A 17,601-nucleotide genomic window follows, 5' to 3' on the forward strand; every position below is an offset into this window, starting at 1 on the left:
TATTCAAATTGTATATTTTTTCACAAACTTTTTATATTAGGGAAAGTCCTAATTGAAGGTATAAATCCCCTATGATTTTTTATAATCTTTCAATATTCTTTTTAATAAAAAAAAGACCACCTCTTATAGGTGGCCATACTGAAGTCTAAGACAAAGATATAATGTACTCTCTTTTTATTATTGAGTTAGTCATATTTAGGGCTAGCTCCCAAAGGAACAATATAGAATCTAGACTTTAATAAATTGATGATAATATTGATTTTTGATTTTTTCATATAATTGTTGTTGTGAAATATGGTATTTGTCTTTATTTTTTACTTCAATTATGCAACCATATCCTTCATCACTTAATATTTCGCATTTTTCCATTGCTCTTCCTTTTTCCCCTTGGACAATGTAAAAAGGTTGGTCTGGTTTACTATCAATTTTAGATTCCACATAGTTAACGATATCTCCAATAATACAAACGCCTGGCATACCTTCAAGTTGATGAGATTTTATCTTTTGTTGAATATCGCTTAATGTTCCAATAATTACTTTTTCATCAAATAAGGAAGCTCGGAAAATAATAGCGATTGGAAAATTGATATCACTGAATTGTTGTATCTGATTTATTATTTTTGGAAGTCGTTTCACTCCCATATATATTGCTAATGTACCTTTATTAAGGAGCGGAGTAATATCCAACTGATTTTCTTGATTATCTTTAAAATGACCAGTTGAAAAAGTTACGTTTTTAGCTATACTTCTCATCGTCAACCCAATATTCATGGATTGTGCAGCAGCACTTGCAGAAGTTACTCCTGGAACTATTTCAAAATTGATATCTAAATCACTTAGTGTCTCAACTTCTTCATGTAAACGTCCAAATATCGCTGGATCTCCGCCCTTAAGTCTCACAACATGGTTGTGTTCTGAAGCTGCTTTAACCATGAGTTGATTAATATTATCTTGTTGAATATGTTTGGTATAAGGTTTCTTTCCTACATCTACAATTTCTATTTCAGGTTTAGCATACTGTAAAATTAATGGATTTACTAATCTGTCATATAGAATAATATCTGCATTTTCTATAAGACGCTGCGCTTTCTTAGTTAGAAAATTAGGATTACCTGGTCCAGCACCTACTAAATATACTTGACCATAGTTACTTACAGACATATGAATATATCTCCATCGATAATTTCCACAGGATAAGTTTCTACACAACCGGTATCTGGTTCTTGCACATTACCAGTAGTTAAGTCTATTTTTTGGTCATGTAATGGACAATAAACAAAGTCTCCACTTACTGTGCCTTCTGATAATGGTCCTTGTTTATGTGGACATACATTATTCACTGCAAAAATTTTGCCTTCATTCGTTAAAAATAAACCAATTTCTTTATCTTTTACAATTACTTTTTTTCCAATGAGTGGTGTTAATTCATTCAAATTAGAAACTTTAATCTTTTCCATACTTTTCATAACTATACCCTCTCAACTTCAAAGATTTTTTGTGATGCTTTGTCATTGGCTATTGCTTGCCATGGTTCTTCTTTAATTGCTTGTTTAGCATCCATCACTCTATCGAATAAAGCTTGTTGGCGTTCAGGGTCCAATAAAACTTCTTTTACATTTTCAAATCCAAGACGTTCTAACCAAGGCGCTGTTCTTTCAGCATATATACCAGTTTCACGATAATATTGCATTAACGCACCGCACATACGTATTACGTCATCTTCGGTTTCTACCGTAGTTAAGAACTGTCCTTTTGTTACTTCAGTTCCTCCATTGCCACCAATATATAATTGGTATCCATTTTCAACAGAAATGACACCAAAGTCTTTCACACCAGATTCTACACAACTTCTAGGACATCCTGATACGCCCATTTTAAATTTATGAGGTGTATCAATATATTCAAAGGTTTTCTCTAATCTGATACCTAATCGTGTTGTATATTGCGTTCCAAAGCGACAAAATTCTTTACCAACACAACTTTTAACGGATCTTGTTTTTTTACCATATGCTGAAGCAGAACGCATACCTAAATCTTTCCATACTTGTGGGAGTTCATCTTTTTTCAATCCATATAACCCAACACGTTGTGATCCTGTTACTTTTACAAGAGGTACATCATATTTTTTAGCAACTTCACCAAGTCTAATTAATTGATCTGCGTCTGTCACACCGCCACGCATTTGAGGTATTACAGAGAAAGTACCATCATTTTGAATATTTGCATGATATCTTTCATTTGCAAAACGTGATTCTTTTTCATCTTTATGTTCATATGGATATACCATATTCAAATAGTAATTAATAGCTGGACGACATTTAGGACATCCATTTTTATCTTTGAAATCAAGGACATGTCTAACTTCTTTTGATGTTTTTAAACCTTTTGCTCTAATTTGAGTTACAATTTGATCACGTGTTAAATCTGTACATGCACATATTCCTGAAGGTTTAGCGGCAACAAAATCATCACCTAAAGCATATTGTAAGATTTCACCTATTTGACCTTTACATTTACCACATGAATTACCTGCTTTTGTTGCTTTAGTTACTTCATCTACAGAAGTTAGTCCGTTCTCTTTAATAGCTTTGACAATAGTGCCTTTGTCTACACCATTACATCCACATATTGTTTCATCATCAGCCATATCTTCTATAGAGTTACTAGCTTCCTCTCCACCTTTAGTTAGTAATGAAACTAATGTATAATCTTCAATTGATTCATGTTTTTTCATCATATTGTAAAATCGTGAACCATCATCTGTATTTCCATATAGTACTGCACCAACGACTTCGCCATCTTTTAGAAATACTTTTTTATAGTTATTATCTACACTATTAAAAATTTCAATGCCTTTAATTTCAGGTGATTCAACTATTTGACCGGCGCTGTATAAATCACAACCAGATACTTTTAATGACGTAAATGTTGTTGAACCTTTGTAACCTTCTGTGTCATTATCAGTTAAATAGTCAGCAAGTACTTTACCTTGTTCATATAATGGTGCAACTAATCCATAAACTTTACCTTGGTGTTCAGCACATTCTCCTACAGCATATATATTAGGGTCGCTCGTTTGCATCATATCATTAACTACAATACCTCTATTTACTTCTAAATCACTTTGTTTAGCTAATTCAGTATATGGTCTTATTCCAACAGCCATAACGACTAAATCCGCTTCTAAAACACGTCCATCAGCTAAACGTACAGCTTCAACATCTTCTTCACCTAAAATTTCTTTTGTATTAGCTTGTAGTTCAAAATTCATTCCTTGCTTTTCTAAGTCAGCTTTTAACATTTGTCCAGCTTTCGCGTCTAGTTGCATTTCCATAAGCCATTCAGCTAAATGAATTACCGTTACTTCCATACCTTGGTCCAGTAAACCTCTCGCACATTCTAAACCTAAAAGGCCCCCACCAATAACAATTGCATGTTTTTTAGATTTAGCAATTTCCATCATGCGTTTAGTATCATCAATCGTTCTCCATCCAATGACACTTGGAAAATCAGAACCTTGGATTGGTAAAACAAATGCTTTAGATCCAGTTGCAAATATACATTGATCATAATCAACTTCGATGCCACTCTCTGTCATAACTTTTTGATTATTACGATCTATTTTAATAGCTGGGTCATTATTAATAAGTTGGATATTATGCTCATCATACCAATCATATGAATTCATTATCGTCTCTTCTACTGACATTTTATTTTGTAAAATATTGGATAACATTATTCGGTTGTAATTTGGATATGGTTCCTTACCGATAATAGTAATATCAAAACGTTCATCGTCTCTTTCAAGAATCTCTTCAATCGTTCTCAAACCTGCCATACCATTTCCTATCATCACTAATTTCTTTTTAGCCATAAATATGCCCCTTTATCACTTGTGAATAGTTTTTATTAAAGGATTGGATAATTAGGCACATAGATTTTTCTTATACATATAATGCTTCGAATCGTTCTCTAATAATTAATTTAAGTGAATCATCAAAGTTAATTGAAGGTGTGATGTGTAGATTGCAGTGAATAGGCATCTCATCAATCACTCCTTTCACTTTGTTGACTAATCTGCCATCAAAAAAGAACAAAGGCACTATAATAAGTTCATCATATTGTTTTGATATTTCTTCTAAGTCATTTCTAAATGTTAATGCACCGTACAATGTGCGTGCATACACAGGTTGTTTCGAATCAACTGCTTTTACAAAGTCTTTAAGTTCGTCATGAGCCTTTGTAAATCGACCGCTACCATTACCATGTGCGATAATAACAACCGCTGCGTTGGAAACATCGGATAATTTCACATCATCAATTCTTCTTTCAACTAATGCTTTCATATATGGATGTGTTCCTAACGGTTCACTAATATGACTAGAGATATTCGGATACTTATTTTGCATTTTCATTAAAATATCTGGAATATCACTCATATAGTGCATTGCACTAAAAATAAGTAATGGTACAATTCTAAATTCTTTAATACCTTGATGAATCATTCTTTCCATCGTTAATTCTAAACTTTGTGTATCACTCTCTAAAAATGCTAATTCATAATGGTAGTCTTCGTCTTTCAATAAAGTTGCAATAAATTCTGCTAAGGCCTTATTCTGTTTTCCTTTTCTCATACCATGTGCCACTAAAATATTGCCTACCATAAAAACCAATCCTTTCACCTTGAATTGTAAACTAATTCTATGTATTTTTGTGATTATTTTCACATTTTAAGGAAAAATCAGGGAATCCCCTTATATAACAAGTATTATTTATATAGGTTTTTTGGTCTTATAAAAAGCTATGAATAAAGATTTATTTTACATGAAATAAGATATATAATTGAATAGTTGGTTGTTAATATATTACACAAGTAATCACTATTCTAAATGAATAGTCATATACATAATGATTCGCACCTAATTATTAATTAACAACTTAATCTATTTTCATATTAGAGAGGAGATATGTTCATGAAAAGATTTACCTTTTTAATTATTATTGTATCTTTTATTTTAGCGAGCTGTAGTAATAATAACGCTTCTAAAAAGGATACTTTAAATGTTGAGATACCCTTAAAAACAACATCTATTGCGCCTTATGAAACTGACGTACCTGTCAAAGTTGGAGCATTAGAATCTTTATTTAAAATGTCTAAAGACGGTAAAGTGAAACCTTTGTTAGTGAAATCATACAAACAAAAATCTAATGACACATTAACACTTACACTTAAAGACAACATCAAATTCCAAAATGGTCATAAATTAACTGGTGATGCAGTGAAACGAAGTCTTGAACAAGGTATAGAAAAGAGTGATTTATTAAGAGGTTCATTACCAATAGATAACATTACTGCTAAAGGTCAAAAAGTGACTATCAAAACAAAAGAACCTTATCCTGAATTAAAATCAGAACTTGCTAGTCCATTTGCTGCTATTTATGATACGAAAGCAAAAGAAAAAGTCGCTGATCAACCTGTTGGTACAGGTCCTTATAAAATTGACAATTATAAACGTTCACAAAAAATTGAACTATCAAAATTCAAAGATTATTGGCAAGGTAACCCTAGATTAAGTAAAATTAACGTCACTTATCATGAAGATGGTAACACTCGTGTTAGTCACTTACTATCTGGCAAATCTGACTTAACAACAGACGTACCAATCGATCAAGTCAATGATGTAAAGAAATCTAATAAAGCAAATATCCAAAGTACTTCAGGTTTCCGAACTCATTTATTACTTTATAACCATGACAGTAAAAAAATGAATAAAAATGTTCGTGAGGCCTTTGATTCAGTCATCAATCGTAAAGAAATAGCGAAAACTATTTCAAAAAATTATGCTAAACCGGCATCTGGACCTTTCAATAGTAGATTGAAAAATATTGATGAAGGTAAAGTTCAACCTCAAGATATTAACAAAGCTAAAAAATTATTGGCTAAAGAAGGATACTCTAAATCTCATCCATTAAAAATAAATATGGTAACTTATGATGGTCGACCAGAATTACCTAAAATTGGACAAGTCATTCAGTCTGAAGCTAAAAAAGCTAATATTGATGTAAAACTTCGAAATGTGGATGATATTGAAGGTTACTTGAAAGATAAAAATGCTTGGGATGCATCGATGTATAGTTATTTAACTGTCCCTAGAGGCGATACTGGTTACTTCTTTAACACTGCATATTTACCAAAAGGTGCTAATAATAAAGGAAACTATGATAATAAAGAAGTCACTCAACAAATCAAACAACTTAATCAAACATTTGGTCAATCTCAACGTGAACAAATGACTAATAACATTTTGAGAACATCTAACAAAGATATTCCAAATAGTTATATTACTTATAATGATCAAATTGATGGCGTAAGTAAAAATGTTAAAAACTTTAATGTTACACCAGAATCAATCTATTTAATTGATTATAAAGTAGATAAGAAATAAATATTAAAAGAAACTAGGACATAAATCCTAGAAAAATAGCCAGTAAATGAGTTTATCCAAAAAACTCATTTACTGGCTTCTTTATTTATAATACTTCGTATTATCGGCTCGCTTTCTTAGGGGACAGCTTCAGCCTGTAGTCTTCAGCTTGTCCTGTTCCCTCAAGAGTCTCGCCAAAATACATCGTATTTATATGTAATTTTACATCAAAACAATTTTAAAAAATAAGGCCCCTTCGTACAATTTAATAAACATCACTAAACAAACTTAACGAGATACCTTATGTATAAAAATCATAACATGACTCAACTTACACTACTAATGGAAACTTCAGTTCTTATCCCCACAAATTATATGTCACGACATGTTAATAAAATCGTTGAAACTATTCCACATAATGAATTCGATGAATTCAAACATCATCGTGAAATCATATCATATCATCCTAAAATAATGTTGAAAGTCATTTTATATGACTATACACAATTTGTATTTTCTGGTAGTAAAATAGAAAAATTACTTAACGATAGTATACGAATGATGTGGCTTTCACAAAATCAAACGTCTTATACATTTGTATGGAAAAAGAGTTTTCAAAATTATGAATCCAAAATGAATAAAGATTCTAAAGCACTTTATCATGAACTAGTGACAAATCAGTTCGGAACTTATTAGTTCCGAGCTTTTGAATTTTAAAATGGCGGTTGTCCTAATATTTTTTCTTCAAAGCGTTCTGGAATTAAAATTTTTCTCATGATAACACCTAAATCGCCATCGTCATTTTCATGCTTTGCATAAATTTCATAGCCTCTTTTTTCATAAATGCTTAATAGCCACGGATGCAAACGTGCTGACGTACCTAACGTCACCGCTGCTGCTTTTAATGTATCTCTTAAAAAATCTTCTTCTACATATTTCAACAACTGACTTCCATAGCCTAGTCCATCAAATTCTGGTTTAGTTGCAAACCACCATACAAATGGATAACCAGAAATACTTCTAACACTTCCCCACGGATAACGAACCGTAATTGTTGAAATAATTGTATTATCTAATTCTAATACGAAAGTTGTATTATTCTTGATATTATCTTTGACCATTTCAATGCTAGCATTGACTGATGGCCAATCTATACCTAATTCTCTTAAAGGTGTAAAAGACTCATACATTAATTGGTGAATTTCTTTAGTGTCTTTCTCGTTTGCAATTCTTATAATGACATTACTCATCTTATTCACGTCCCCATTTTTCTCATTTCATGATTTTAAGCGTAAAAAGAAATGAGTATATAGTCAATTAACTTGATTCAGCTTACATTAATTTCTAAAAAAAGCATAAGTCGTTCAATGTTTATTATGAACGCTTACGCTTTATTATCAATTTATTTTAATTGATTTCTTTGGCCATTTAGATACGCATAGACTAATCCTACAAAAATACCGCCACCAATGTAGTTACCAATTAAAGCAAATACGATATTTTTCAAAACACCTAAACCTGATAAGGCATCTATATTAAAAAATAACATCCCTGAAAATAGTCCTGCATTGAAAACAACGTGTTCATATCCCATGAATACAAAAACAACAACGCCACATGCAATAAAGAACGCTTTAGCCAATCCTTCTTTAAATTGCATAGAAACAAATATTCCAATATTAATGAAGAAATTACAGAAAATACCTTTAACTAGAATAGTTAACCATGTGGACGCTTCTGTTTTCTTATGTACTGTTTCAGTTAATGCACTTGTCATTTCTGGAGTCATAATATGTGCATATTTCATTAAGAAAAATAAAATGATGCCCCCAATTATGTTGCCAATAAAACAAAATGTAAATATCCAAATCATCTTATTTAAGCGAATCGCTTTATAATACCAACCTACAGTTAAATACATAAAGTTACTAGTAAGTAATTCTGAATTGGTCAATACGATTAATACTAAGGCTAAACTAAATGCAATAGCACCTAATAAATTAATCAACCCATCAATATGTGTAGATGCAAATTGTGTTTTAATGGCAAGCATAAACACAGTAACAATGGCTAACAAAAAACCAGCCATCATTGATTTTAAAGCATATCTCATAGGTGTTTTATCAGCCATCACTTCTTTCATTTGTGTTTGGCCGACAATTGTTTCTATAATCTCTTTCGTCACATATGTATCCTTAGTGCTTTTACGATTTTCTATCATTTCTATCCTCCATAAATATCTCACTCTTTATTCTAACCACACTTATTATATGTGGAATTAAAGATAAAAAATAGAGGCAAATCTACTAAAAATTAAAGTTTCACTATTATTAAACTACTTTTCACTTTAATAAATATCAAAAAATACTACCTACATCAACAACTATGACGTAGGTAGCTAATATTCTTATATTTAGTAATTAATACATTATTTTGCTTTTCTTTTTAATTTAGCAAAGTAATGTAATCCTGTAGCAAAAATACCATATCCTAATAATGTTCTTAATACAAAGCGTAAATAACGATTAGATATACATTTTGAACTAACAGTTATAGCTGAGACTAAATGTGTTAATGAGTATAATACTAATACAATAAGATATCTTTTCTTCATTTAAAATCTACCTCTTCTTTGATTTGTTTATACCTATATTATACATCACTCATCCAACACTAAATGGTACAATTCGTTAACAATTATGATTCTAATAATTTTTCTAGTTGATCTAATGTTGAATTCATACCTTGTTCAACACCCATATCAAGCGCTTGTTGAGCAGCATCTTCTGTTGGGAAGACTGACGTCGATGTTACTGTTGTTTGATTGGGTTTTTCTTCGTTAAATTCGATAACAATATGCATACCTGGCATACTTGTATCCTTTTCCCCATCAGGTGTAGCAAAGAAGTCTAAATACTCTATATAATTCGGTTTCTCAACTTTTTTATACTCTGACAAAGTGTAACTTGTTACGCTAGGTGTATGAATTGCGAAAAACGCGTGCCCACCTTCTTCGACATTAAATTCAAATACTTCAGTTGAAGCGCCTGCAGGGTGAAACCATTGCTTAAATAAATCCTCTTGAGTATAGGCATTGAACACTTCATGTATTGTACCTTTAAATGTTCTTGAAAAAATGATTTTATTTTTATCAATGTTAATAGTCATAGTCCATCTCCTAATTCATTATGTTTTAACCAGTTTAATCATAGCAAAATATAGAAATAGTTACTAAAGAATTTATTTATTAAAAAAGCACTTCAAAAGTTAAATGCTTGGCTAACTTTTAAAGTGCTTAATATAGGTTTAGGGGGTAAATCTATTAGTGATGATGCTCGTGCTCATCTTCTTTGACTTTAATCTTACTATCTAATGCTTTTTTAATATTTTTAATATTTTCTTTCATTAGGGATTGATAAGATAGTCCTTTTTCATTTTGTTGTTCTTTTGTTACTGATTCCATATTATTAAATTTCAATGGTTTAGCATCAGTTTCTTTTCGAATCGTTTCAGTGATTTTATTTGATACATTTTCTTCATATAAAATATATTCCACTTTATTCTTTTTAATTTCTTTTACTATGTTAGTTAAATCTTTTTGAGATGGATCTTCAGCACTCATATTTTGTACACCTACTTGTTTAAATCCATATCTATTAGATAAGTAACCTAAAGATTCATGTGATATAAATACTGCATTACCTTTTTTACCTTTAGTAGCATTTTTCATATTTTTATCAATATTCTCTAAATCTTTATTTAATTTATTATAGTTCTTTTCATAATATTCTTTATGATCTGGATCTTTTTTCACAAGTTGGTCTTTAATTTCTTTAGCAAATGTTTGGTCCATTTTTGGATCTAACCAAATATGTGGATCATATTTACCATGATGGTGTTCTTCTTCTCCATGATGTTCCTCTTCACCCTCGTGATGATGGTGATCTGCTAATAAATCGTTCTTGCTAATTTTATCTTGTAAAGATAATTTTTTATTATCATTTTTGATTGTTGAAGCTACTTTTTTTGCGACTGGATCTAAATCATCGCCTGTATAGATGAATAAATCTGATTTAGCTGCATTCAACATGTCTTTTTGTGTTGGTTCATAACTATGTAAATCAGTACCTGCTGGATAAATTGATTTTACATCAACATGCTTTCCACCAATTTGTTCTGTAAACGACTTAAGTGGATATACCGTCGTGCTAACTTTGAGCTTATCTCCTTTGTTGTTAACACTATCGTTGCTGCAGGCTGCTAGTGCAAATATCATTAGAGGAATAAGAATTAATAAACTTAGATTTTTTTTCATATCGCTTCTCCTAAATAGTAATTATTACGATTAATGATTATATACCTTCTTTCTTTAAAAAACAAGTCCCTGAAAATACTTTTATATACTTATTATGTCTTTATGTATATTTAAATTTATTTATTCGAATACTCAATTTATTTTTGATATATAAAAAACTGCTAGCAAAGCAGGACGCTTTGTTAGCAGTTCAATATTAATTCTCTTTTAAGACTTTATCATATTCTTTGAAATGATATGGATCTTCAATTTTCTTTCCTTTTATAAATACTGTAGGTGCTGTAGAAATATGATGTTCTTTGGTATCTTTTTTATCTTTTAAAGCTGCTTTCCATGATTGACTATTCTTGGTTTTATATTCCTCTTTGATTTTCTCTTTTTGATCTGAGGTAATATTAAGATGATTAATTTGTTGGTCAACCACCTTTTCAGTAATCCACTGTTTCTTTTCATCTTTTTGGTGTTCGAACATTAATTTTTGAAATTCTAAATAAGATTTAGGGGCAATTTGTTGGACAGCATGCCCTGCTCGGGATCCTATAATTGAGTCTTTACCTAAAAATGCCATATTTACATATTTAATTTTAGCTTTATTTTTGTCTAAATAATGGTCTTTAAGTTTAGGCATGACATTTTTCTCTACTTTTTTACAGTAAGGGCATTTAAAGTCACCATAAATGACGATAAGTGGTTTGCCATCTTTTGTTGCCTCGGGTGCTTTTTCTTGTTCTTTACCGCAACCACTAATTAACACAACAATTAAACATGCGCTTATTATTCCTATTAACTTTTTCATTGTTGCTCCTTATAACTAATAGCTAATGCATATTTTCTTCTTTGTAATCAGGATCATGTTGTTGATAATAACCTTTTGAATTGAAATTTTCTTTATATTTAGCTTTCTTGCCTTTAAATTCATAAGTGTAGTAATGTACTTCTTCATCATCGTTTAAAGGTTTATAAGCCAAAATGACATATTTTCCTTTATCGTACACATAAATGTTAGCATCCTTTTTATCAAAGTGTTTAACTTCGTCGCCAGCATCTCTTTTAGCTATTTTTGATTGTTTCTTTTCTTGTAATTTAACTGCTTTATCAATTTTGTCAGTGTACTTACCGCTACTACATCCAACTAATACAAGCGTCAAAACAGCAATAACTGCCACTATCTTCTTCAATATATTCACTCCCGATAATATGAATCACTTTATATGAAATCTTGTTTTAAATCCGTGTCATCTTTCACTTTAAATTTTATCACAGAATTCATAGCATCACAGTAATAATTAACGTAAAAATAACGTTTTTAAAGGATTTTTTTAATTTAATTAAATACTTAGTATTTGTTATATCATACAAAAGTATGACGCTATTTTTTATGTTATGATGTGTAATGATTGCAGGAATTTGATAATATGAATATTAACGATTCATTTAATAGTTCTATTTCTAGAGGGGAAGATATATATTGAAATTTGTTAACTTAACATCAGAGGAGTTCGGTAAATTTACAGCCGAACATTTCTCACATTATACACAATCAAGTATCCATTACGATAATCGTAGTGAGATGAAAGGAGACGTCCATCTTGTCGGCGTAAAAGACGATCGAGATGAAGTTATCGCTGCTTGTCTTTTAACAGAAGCACGTACGTTAAAATTCTTTAAATATTTTTATACACACCGAGGACCAGTGATGGACTTCAAAAATTTATCACTTGTTCGTTTCTTCTTTAAATCTTTAACATCATATTTAAAAAAACACAATTGTTTATATGTACTTGTTGACCCATATATTCTTGAAAATGTTAGAAATGCTGACGGTGAAATTTTAACATCTTACGATAACCGTGCATTTGTTAAAACAATGGAAGACCTAGGTTATAAACATCAAGGTTATACTGTTGGATATGATTCAATGAGTCAAATCCGTTGGCTTTCTGTATTAGATTTAAAAGATAAAACTGAAGATCAATTGATGAAAGAAATGGATTATCAAACACGTCGTAATATTAAAAAGACTTACGAAATGGGTGTTAAAGTCAGAACGTTACCTATTGAAGAAACAGATACGTTCTTTGATTTGTTCAGAATGGCAGAAGAAAAACACGGTTTCAAATTCCGTGAAAAACCTTATTTCGAAGACCTACAAAAGACATATGAAGATCAAGCTATGTTGAAACTTGCTTATATTGATTTGCAAGAATATCTGACTACTCTAGAAGATAAACATAAAGAATTATCAAAACAACTTCAAGAAGTAGAATCAGCATTACAAGAAAATCCTAATTCTAAGAAAAACAAAACGAAACATACTCAAGTTAAACAACAACATGATAGTAATGAAAGAAAAATCAATCAAACAAAAGATGAAATTGCTCAAGAAGGCCAAGTATTGAATTTAGCTGCTGCAATATATATTTATAATGACCATGAAGTGTATTATTTATCAAGTGGTTCTAATCCAAAATATAACCCTTATATGGGTGCATATCGTTTACAATGGGAAATGATTAAATTCGCTAAAGAACATAACATTGATCGCTATAATTTCTATGGTATCACTGGCGACTTTAGTGAAAATGCTGAAGATTTTGGTGTGCAACGCTTTAAAGAAGGCTTCAATGCTGATGTCTATGAATATATTGGTGACTTCATCAAACCTATTAAACCAGTATTCTATCAAGTAAAAGAACTTCTTGAAAAAAGAAAATAGCACGTTTATTTCCAACTTAATAACATATAAAAACCCAGTGAAATTAAATTCACTGGGTTTTCTATATCGTCATTTATTGTATTACATTTAAAAAGCGTTTAAGTTCGTCCGTTTTCGGATGATTGAAGATATCTTCTGGGGAACCTTGTTCACCAATTTTACCTTCATGAATAAACACTATTTGATTTGAAACTTCTTTCGCAAATCGCATTTCGTGAGTGACAATAACCATTGTCATACCTTCTTGTGCTAAATCTTTAATAACTTTCAACACGTCATTAACAAGTTCAGGGTCTAATGCTGATGTTGGTTCGTCAAACAACATCACTTTAGGATTCATAGCTAATGCTCTTGCTATCGCTACACGTTGTTGTTGTCCACCAGACAATGCATGTGGTCGTTGATCTTTAACGTGGGTTAAACCAACTTTTTCAAGTAAATCTAACGCTTTATTTTTAGCTTCTGATTTACTTTGCTTTTTAACTGTGACTAAACCTTCCATCACATTTTCTAATGCTGTTTTGTGCGGAAATAGATTATAACTTTGAAATACCATTCCAGATTGTTTTCTAACTTCTATTTGTGACTTTTTATCCTTTTCAGTGTATGTCTTGCCATTTACATAAACTGTTCCTTCAGTAGGAATTTCAAGTGCATTCATCATACGTAAAAGAGTCGTTTTACCTGAACCGGAACGTCCAACTAATGTCACAACTTCGCCCTGATCTACTTTTAAATCAATACCTTTAATCACTTCTGTTTGATTAAATGATTTATGAATATTCGATAATTCAATCATGAGCGATACCCTCTTTCAATGTATGATTCATAAAAACTTTGGATTACAGATATAATGAAACAAATTACCCAATACATTAATGCAACAAGAATATAAATTGTTAAATATTCATAAGTTGTTGAAGCTACTTCTTGAGCTTTACGGAACATTTCAGCCACTAAGATAAATCCTAATAGAGATGTATCTTTAATTAGGCTTAAGAACGTATTACCTAGTGCAGGGATGGAAACTCTTATCGCTTGCGGTAAAATAATACGTTGCACAGTTTGGCGGTAATTCATTCCGATTGAATATGCCGCTTCTGTTTGACCTTTTGGTATAGAAATAATTCCGCCACGAATGATTTCTGATGCATATGCACCTACATTGAGTGACAAACCAATAATTGCTGCTACAACAGGAGCTAATGTCCATTGATTATCAGCATCATTGGTTATTAATCTGCCTAATTCTGGAATACCATAAAATATAATAAATAATTGAACAATCATCGGTGTACCACGAATAATCGATACATAAACTCTTGCTACACCTTTTAAAAATTTACTTGTAGAGATACGCATTAATGCTGTAAATAAGGCAATTATTAAACCTAATACGAATGTAACAAGTGTAATCGGGATAGAATATTTAACTAACCCTTCTAACATTGGTCCAAATGCTTGCTTTGCAGCGTCTAATGCATGAAGTTGCTCACTATTCAGGTTTAGAGACATCTTGACCAAACCATTTCTTACCTATTTTTTTAAGTTCGCCACTCTCTTCGATTTTTTTCAATCCATCGTTGAATTTTTGAACTGTTTTATCATCAACTTTTTTAGAGAAGGCAAATGCTGATTTATTTTTCTCTGCGTCACCTTTGATTGCTTTGATTTTAGCATTAGACTTTTGTTTTTTATAATCTAAATAAGATAGGCTATCATTAAATGTAGCATCTACACGTTTAGATAATAATAAATCCATAGATTGGTTAAAACCATCTACTTTAGTAATTTTAGCACCTTTATCTTTTGCTAATTGACCGTAATTAGAAGTAAATGTTTGTGCTAATTTTTTACCTTTAACATCATTAAAAGATTTAATATTCTTTTCGTTATCACGAACTACTAACACTGCGCTTGAATAAGTATATGGATTAGAGAATTTATATTTTTTCTCTCTATCTTTATTAATACCTACTTGGTTAGCTATAACATCAAAACGACCTGCGTCTAATCCAGCAAACATAGAATCCCATGATGTTTCATTAAATTTTAATTTAAGTCCTTCTTCTTTAGCTACTGCTTTAATAACGTCGATATCATAACCAGTTAATTTGTCTTGTTTATTGTGGAACGAGAATGGTGCATATGTACCTTCTGTACCCACTTTAATCGTATTATCATCTTTACTGCTTGATTTACTGTCTTTACTAGAATTATTACCACATGCTGCTAGTACGAATACTAATGCAACGACACAAAATAATAGTCTTTTCATTAAACATTTCTCCCTTATCCTTATTATTCTAATCGGAATAAAAATATTTTAATCCTTAATGGGTGTGAAGTCAATAACTTGTTTCGTGATTCTTACTGTCATTTCAACTTTCAACCACTTATTTATCATTTGGAGTTTGAGCATTTCTTTTTAACATAAACGAACATAAGAAACTTACTATTGTAATAATAACTGCAAATAAGAATCCAGCATGATAACCATGTAACATTGTATCTATTTTAATTTGACCTAACATTTCACTGCGTTTCATACCATCATAATCACTCATATTAGGCGTATAGTTTTTACTAGCTTGGCTTAAGATTGTAATTAAGACTGCTGTCCCTATTGAGCCGGCAATTTGTTGAGCTGTATTCGTCATAGATGAACCATGTGCATTCATTTCATATGGCAATTGATTCATTGTATGTGTCATGACAGGCATTAAACCAAGCGCAATACCAATCATGCGTATACCATATACCGTTGCCAACATTGTCGAACTTGTATTTTCATCCATCACAACAAAGTAAGTAGTTGTGATGACTACAATTAACATACCTATTAATGCTAAAGGTTTAGCACCAAATTTTTCGTAAAGTGATCCTGAAGCAAATGACATAATTGCCATTACAATTGCACCAGGTAATAAAATTAAACCAGAATCTAGAGGCGTACGATTTAGTAAGTTTTGGACAAACATAGGTAAAACAGTTTCTGAACCAATCATTGAAATCATCGTTACTGCCATAATTAAAATACCAATTGCGAATTGTGAATTTTTGAAAACATCAAAGTTTAACAATGGGACCTCGAGTTTTGATTGTCTCCAAATAAATAACACAACTAAAATAACGCCACCAATAATAGTGGTTAATACAATTGGATCGTTCCAGCCATCGTGTGATATAGAACTAGTACCATACAGTAAGCCTCCAAATCCTAAGACAGACAATATGATAGACAATACATCAATTGGGGCCTTAACAATTTGTCCTACATTTTTAACTGTAAATATTGCGATAATAAATACGAGTGCCGCGATAGGCGCAACAACATGGAATAATGATCTCCAGTTAAAATATTCAACTAAATATCCTGATAAAGTGGGACCAATTGCCGGTGCCAAACCAATCACTAAACCAAACATCCCCATATACTTACCGCGTTCATGTGGTTCAAATATATTTAAAATACTAGTCATCATGAGGGGCATCATGATACCTGAACCTAACGCTTGAATAATTCTTGCAATTAATAAAATAGTGAAATTAGGACTAAATCCACCTAATATTGTTCCAATAAAGAATACTAAAATAGCTATTAAGAAGACCTGTCTAGTGGTATATCTTTGAATAAATAAAGCTGATAGTGGAATGACTATGCCGTTCGTTAATAAAAAGGCGGTTGTTAGCCATTGCACTTGTGAATATTGGATATCAAAATCTTTCATAATACTAGGTAGAGCTGTTGTTAATAATGTTTCATTTAGTAAACCAAAAAAGCCACCTAGTAACATCGTAATAATCATTACCAATTTTGCTTTAAGTGTCACGTTAATTCCTCCTTACTTTCCTTTTCAATTATCACAACATTATACATAAGTTATATGCAATATGCATTTTATTAGTTTAGAATTAATATTTTCTTACAAATCGTAATAATTACTATTTACATTTTCGAAACTTTAATTCATAATATTACTACATAAAGGAGGTCATTTTATGAAAACTGATTTACAAACTGCACGCCGTAATTTGAACAGCCCAAATATTAAAACGAGAAAACGTGCTTTAAAAATTATTAAACAACATAAAAAAATAAAATAATTAGACATATCTGTTTTTGCAATGCTCATATATTTAAT

General features: G+C 31.0%; 17 protein-coding genes and 2 pseudogenes. 4 read left to right on the plus strand and 15 right to left on the minus strand.

All coding sequences use genetic code 11. The annotated features are described in order from the left end of the window. Nucleotides 1-228: 228 nt before the first annotated feature. The 4 genes from cobA to GVY01_RS08960 form a co-directional block, all read right to left on the minus strand. Nucleotides 229-1,161: a uroporphyrinogen-III C-methyltransferase gene (gene cobA, locus GVY01_RS08945; RefSeq protein ID WP_017637734.1), complete on the minus strand. Its 933-nt coding sequence runs from the start codon at nucleotides 1,159-1,161 to the stop codon at nucleotides 229-231. After that, nucleotides 1,152-1,466 (minus strand): nitrite reductase small subunit NirD, encoded by a 315-nt coding sequence (gene nirD / locus GVY01_RS08950; RefSeq protein WP_017637733.1) that lies wholly within the window; start codon nucleotides 1,464-1,466, stop codon nucleotides 1,152-1,154. Before nirD ends, cobA begins: the two co-directional genes overlap by 10 nt. Before the next feature lie 2 nt (nucleotides 1,467-1,468). Then, nucleotides 1,469-3,874, minus strand: coding sequence for a nitrite reductase large subunit NirB (nirB, locus tag GVY01_RS08955; RefSeq protein ID WP_017637732.1), 2,406 nt, complete (start codon nucleotides 3,872-3,874; stop codon nucleotides 1,469-1,471). A gap of 70 nt (nucleotides 3,875-3,944) precedes the next feature. Continuing rightward, nucleotides 3,945-4,664, minus strand: coding sequence for a sirohydrochlorin chelatase (locus tag GVY01_RS08960; protein WP_017637731.1), 720 nt, complete (start codon nucleotides 4,662-4,664; stop codon nucleotides 3,945-3,947). 309 nt (nucleotides 4,665-4,973) lie between these two features. Between GVY01_RS08960 and nikA the strand changes: the two genes are divergently transcribed. Together nikA and GVY01_RS08970 are read left to right on the plus strand one after the other, a co-directional pair. Then, entirely contained in the window at nucleotides 4,974-6,446 is a 1,473-nt protein-coding gene (gene nikA / locus GVY01_RS08965; RefSeq protein WP_017637730.1) for a nickel ABC transporter substrate-binding protein, read from the plus strand. A gap of 282 nt (nucleotides 6,447-6,728) precedes the next feature. After that, a pseudogene (locus tag GVY01_RS08970) lies at nucleotides 6,729-7,106 on the plus strand (transposase); the annotation flags it as partial. Nucleotides 7,107-7,138: 32 nt separating this feature from the next. Here GVY01_RS08970 and GVY01_RS08975 read toward each other — a convergent pair. The 7 genes and pseudogenes from GVY01_RS08975 to GVY01_RS09005 all read right to left on the minus strand — a co-directional run bounded on the left by GVY01_RS08975 (nucleotide 7,139) and on the right by GVY01_RS09005 (nucleotide 11,918). Continuing rightward, a complete protein-coding gene (locus GVY01_RS08975) occupies nucleotides 7,139-7,675 on the minus strand; it encodes a GNAT family N-acetyltransferase (protein WP_159333728.1) in 537 nt (178 codons plus the stop codon). 152 nt (nucleotides 7,676-7,827) lie between these two features. Beyond that, entirely contained in the window at nucleotides 7,828-8,646 is an 819-nt protein-coding gene (locus GVY01_RS08980) for a formate/nitrite transporter family protein (RefSeq protein ID WP_017637727.1), read from the minus strand. 207 nt (nucleotides 8,647-8,853) lie between these two features. Continuing rightward, nucleotides 8,854-9,039 carry a hypothetical protein gene (locus tag GVY01_RS08985; protein WP_017637726.1) on the minus strand — a complete coding sequence of 62 codons (186 nt, stop codon included), beginning with the start codon at nucleotides 9,037-9,039 and terminating at the stop codon, nucleotides 8,854-8,856. Between the two features lie 83 nt (nucleotides 9,040-9,122). Next, nucleotides 9,123-9,593: an SRPBCC family protein gene (locus tag GVY01_RS08990; protein ID WP_017637725.1), complete on the minus strand. Its 471-nt coding sequence runs from the start codon at nucleotides 9,591-9,593 to the stop codon at nucleotides 9,123-9,125. 157 nt (nucleotides 9,594-9,750) lie between these two features. Then, a pseudogene (locus tag GVY01_RS08995) lies at nucleotides 9,751-10,740 on the minus strand (metal ABC transporter solute-binding protein, Zn/Mn family); the annotation flags it as partial. Between the two features lie 196 nt (nucleotides 10,741-10,936). Beyond that, nucleotides 10,937-11,536 (minus strand): DsbA family protein, encoded by a 600-nt coding sequence (locus tag GVY01_RS09000; protein ID WP_017637723.1) that lies wholly within the window; start codon nucleotides 11,534-11,536, stop codon nucleotides 10,937-10,939. Nucleotides 11,537-11,558: 22 nt separating this feature from the next. Further along, complete coding sequence (locus GVY01_RS09005) at nucleotides 11,559-11,918, minus strand: DUF4467 domain-containing protein (protein ID WP_017637722.1); 360 nt, start codon at nucleotides 11,916-11,918, stop codon at nucleotides 11,559-11,561. A gap of 290 nt (nucleotides 11,919-12,208) precedes the next feature. Here GVY01_RS09005 and GVY01_RS09010 point away from each other — a divergent pair, with 290 nt between their 5' ends. Beyond that, nucleotides 12,209-13,456, plus strand: coding sequence for an aminoacyltransferase (locus tag GVY01_RS09010; protein WP_017637721.1), 1,248 nt, complete (start codon nucleotides 12,209-12,211; stop codon nucleotides 13,454-13,456). 73 nt (nucleotides 13,457-13,529) lie between these two features. On the opposite strand, the gene GVY01_RS09015 is transcribed toward GVY01_RS09010, so the two are convergent. The 4 genes from GVY01_RS09015 to GVY01_RS09030 all read right to left on the minus strand — a co-directional run bounded on the left by GVY01_RS09015 (nucleotide 13,530) and on the right by GVY01_RS09030 (nucleotide 17,289). Further along, nucleotides 13,530-14,255 (minus strand): amino acid ABC transporter ATP-binding protein, encoded by a 726-nt coding sequence (locus tag GVY01_RS09015; protein WP_017637720.1) that lies wholly within the window; start codon nucleotides 14,253-14,255, stop codon nucleotides 13,530-13,532. After that, nucleotides 14,252-14,971 carry an amino acid ABC transporter permease gene (locus GVY01_RS09020; protein WP_017637719.1) on the minus strand — a complete coding sequence of 240 codons (720 nt, stop codon included), beginning with the start codon at nucleotides 14,969-14,971 and terminating at the stop codon, nucleotides 14,252-14,254. The genes GVY01_RS09015 and GVY01_RS09020 overlap by 4 nt, the downstream gene beginning before the upstream one ends. Next, complete coding sequence (locus tag GVY01_RS09025) at nucleotides 14,952-15,734, minus strand: transporter substrate-binding domain-containing protein (protein ID WP_017637718.1); 783 nt, start codon at nucleotides 15,732-15,734, stop codon at nucleotides 14,952-14,954. The genes GVY01_RS09020 and GVY01_RS09025 overlap by 20 nt, the downstream gene beginning before the upstream one ends. A 118-nt stretch (nucleotides 15,735-15,852) precedes the next feature. After that, a complete protein-coding gene (locus GVY01_RS09030) occupies nucleotides 15,853-17,289 on the minus strand; it encodes an MDR family MFS transporter (protein WP_017637717.1) in 1,437 nt (478 codons plus the stop codon). A 169-nt stretch (nucleotides 17,290-17,458) separates the two neighbouring features. Between GVY01_RS09030 and GVY01_RS09035 the strand changes: the two genes are divergently transcribed. Next, complete coding sequence (locus tag GVY01_RS09035) at nucleotides 17,459-17,563, plus strand: putative metal homeostasis protein (protein WP_017637716.1); 105 nt, start codon at nucleotides 17,459-17,461, stop codon at nucleotides 17,561-17,563. The last annotated feature ends 38 nt before the right edge of the window (nucleotides 17,564-17,601 follow it).

Source organism: Staphylococcus sp. 8AQ (genome assembly GCF_902506595.1).
GTDB classification, from domain to species: Bacteria; Bacillota; Bacilli; order Staphylococcales; family Staphylococcaceae; genus Staphylococcus; species Staphylococcus pasteuri.

What these genes read in the sequence shown, in the direction of transcription:
- cobA (WP_017637734.1), bottom strand. Translation starts at nt 1,161, where the DNA reads ATGTCTGTAAGTAACTATGGTCAAGTATATTTAGTAGGTGCTGGACCA.
- nirD (WP_017637733.1), bottom strand. Translation starts at nt 1,466, where the DNA reads ATGAAAAGTATGGAAAAGATTAAAGTTTCTAATTTGAATGAATTAACA.
- nirB (WP_017637732.1), bottom strand. Translation starts at nt 3,874, where the DNA reads ATGGCTAAAAAGAAATTAGTGATGATAGGAAATGGTATGGCAGGTTTG.
- GVY01_RS08960 (WP_017637731.1), bottom strand. Translation starts at nt 4,664, where the DNA reads ATGGTAGGCAATATTTTAGTGGCACATGGTATGAGAAAAGGAAAACAG.
- nikA (WP_017637730.1), top strand. Translation starts at nt 4,974, where the DNA reads ATGAAAAGATTTACCTTTTTAATTATTATTGTATCTTTTATTTTAGCG.
- GVY01_RS08975 (WP_159333728.1), bottom strand. Translation starts at nt 7,675, where the DNA reads ATGAGTAATGTCATTATAAGAATTGCAAACGAGAAAGACACTAAAGAA.
- GVY01_RS08980 (WP_017637727.1), bottom strand. Translation starts at nt 8,646, where the DNA reads ATGATAGAAAATCGTAAAAGCACTAAGGATACATATGTGACGAAAGAG.
- GVY01_RS08985 (WP_017637726.1), bottom strand. Translation starts at nt 9,039, where the DNA reads ATGAAGAAAAGATATCTTATTGTATTAGTATTATACTCATTAACACAT.
- GVY01_RS08990 (WP_017637725.1), bottom strand. Translation starts at nt 9,593, where the DNA reads ATGACTATTAACATTGATAAAAATAAAATCATTTTTTCAAGAACATTT.
- GVY01_RS09000 (WP_017637723.1), bottom strand. Translation starts at nt 11,536, where the DNA reads ATGAAAAAGTTAATAGGAATAATAAGCGCATGTTTAATTGTTGTGTTA.
- GVY01_RS09015 (WP_017637720.1), bottom strand. Translation starts at nt 14,255, where the DNA reads ATGATTGAATTATCGAATATTCATAAATCATTTAATCAAACAGAAGTG.
- GVY01_RS09020 (WP_017637719.1), bottom strand. Translation starts at nt 14,971, where the DNA reads ATGTCTCTAAACCTGAATAGTGAGCAACTTCATGCATTAGACGCTGCA.
- GVY01_RS09025 (WP_017637718.1), bottom strand. Translation starts at nt 15,734, where the DNA reads ATGAAAAGACTATTATTTTGTGTCGTTGCATTAGTATTCGTACTAGCA.
- GVY01_RS09035 (WP_017637716.1), top strand. Translation starts at nt 17,459, where the DNA reads ATGAAAACTGATTTACAAACTGCACGCCGTAATTTGAACAGCCCAAAT.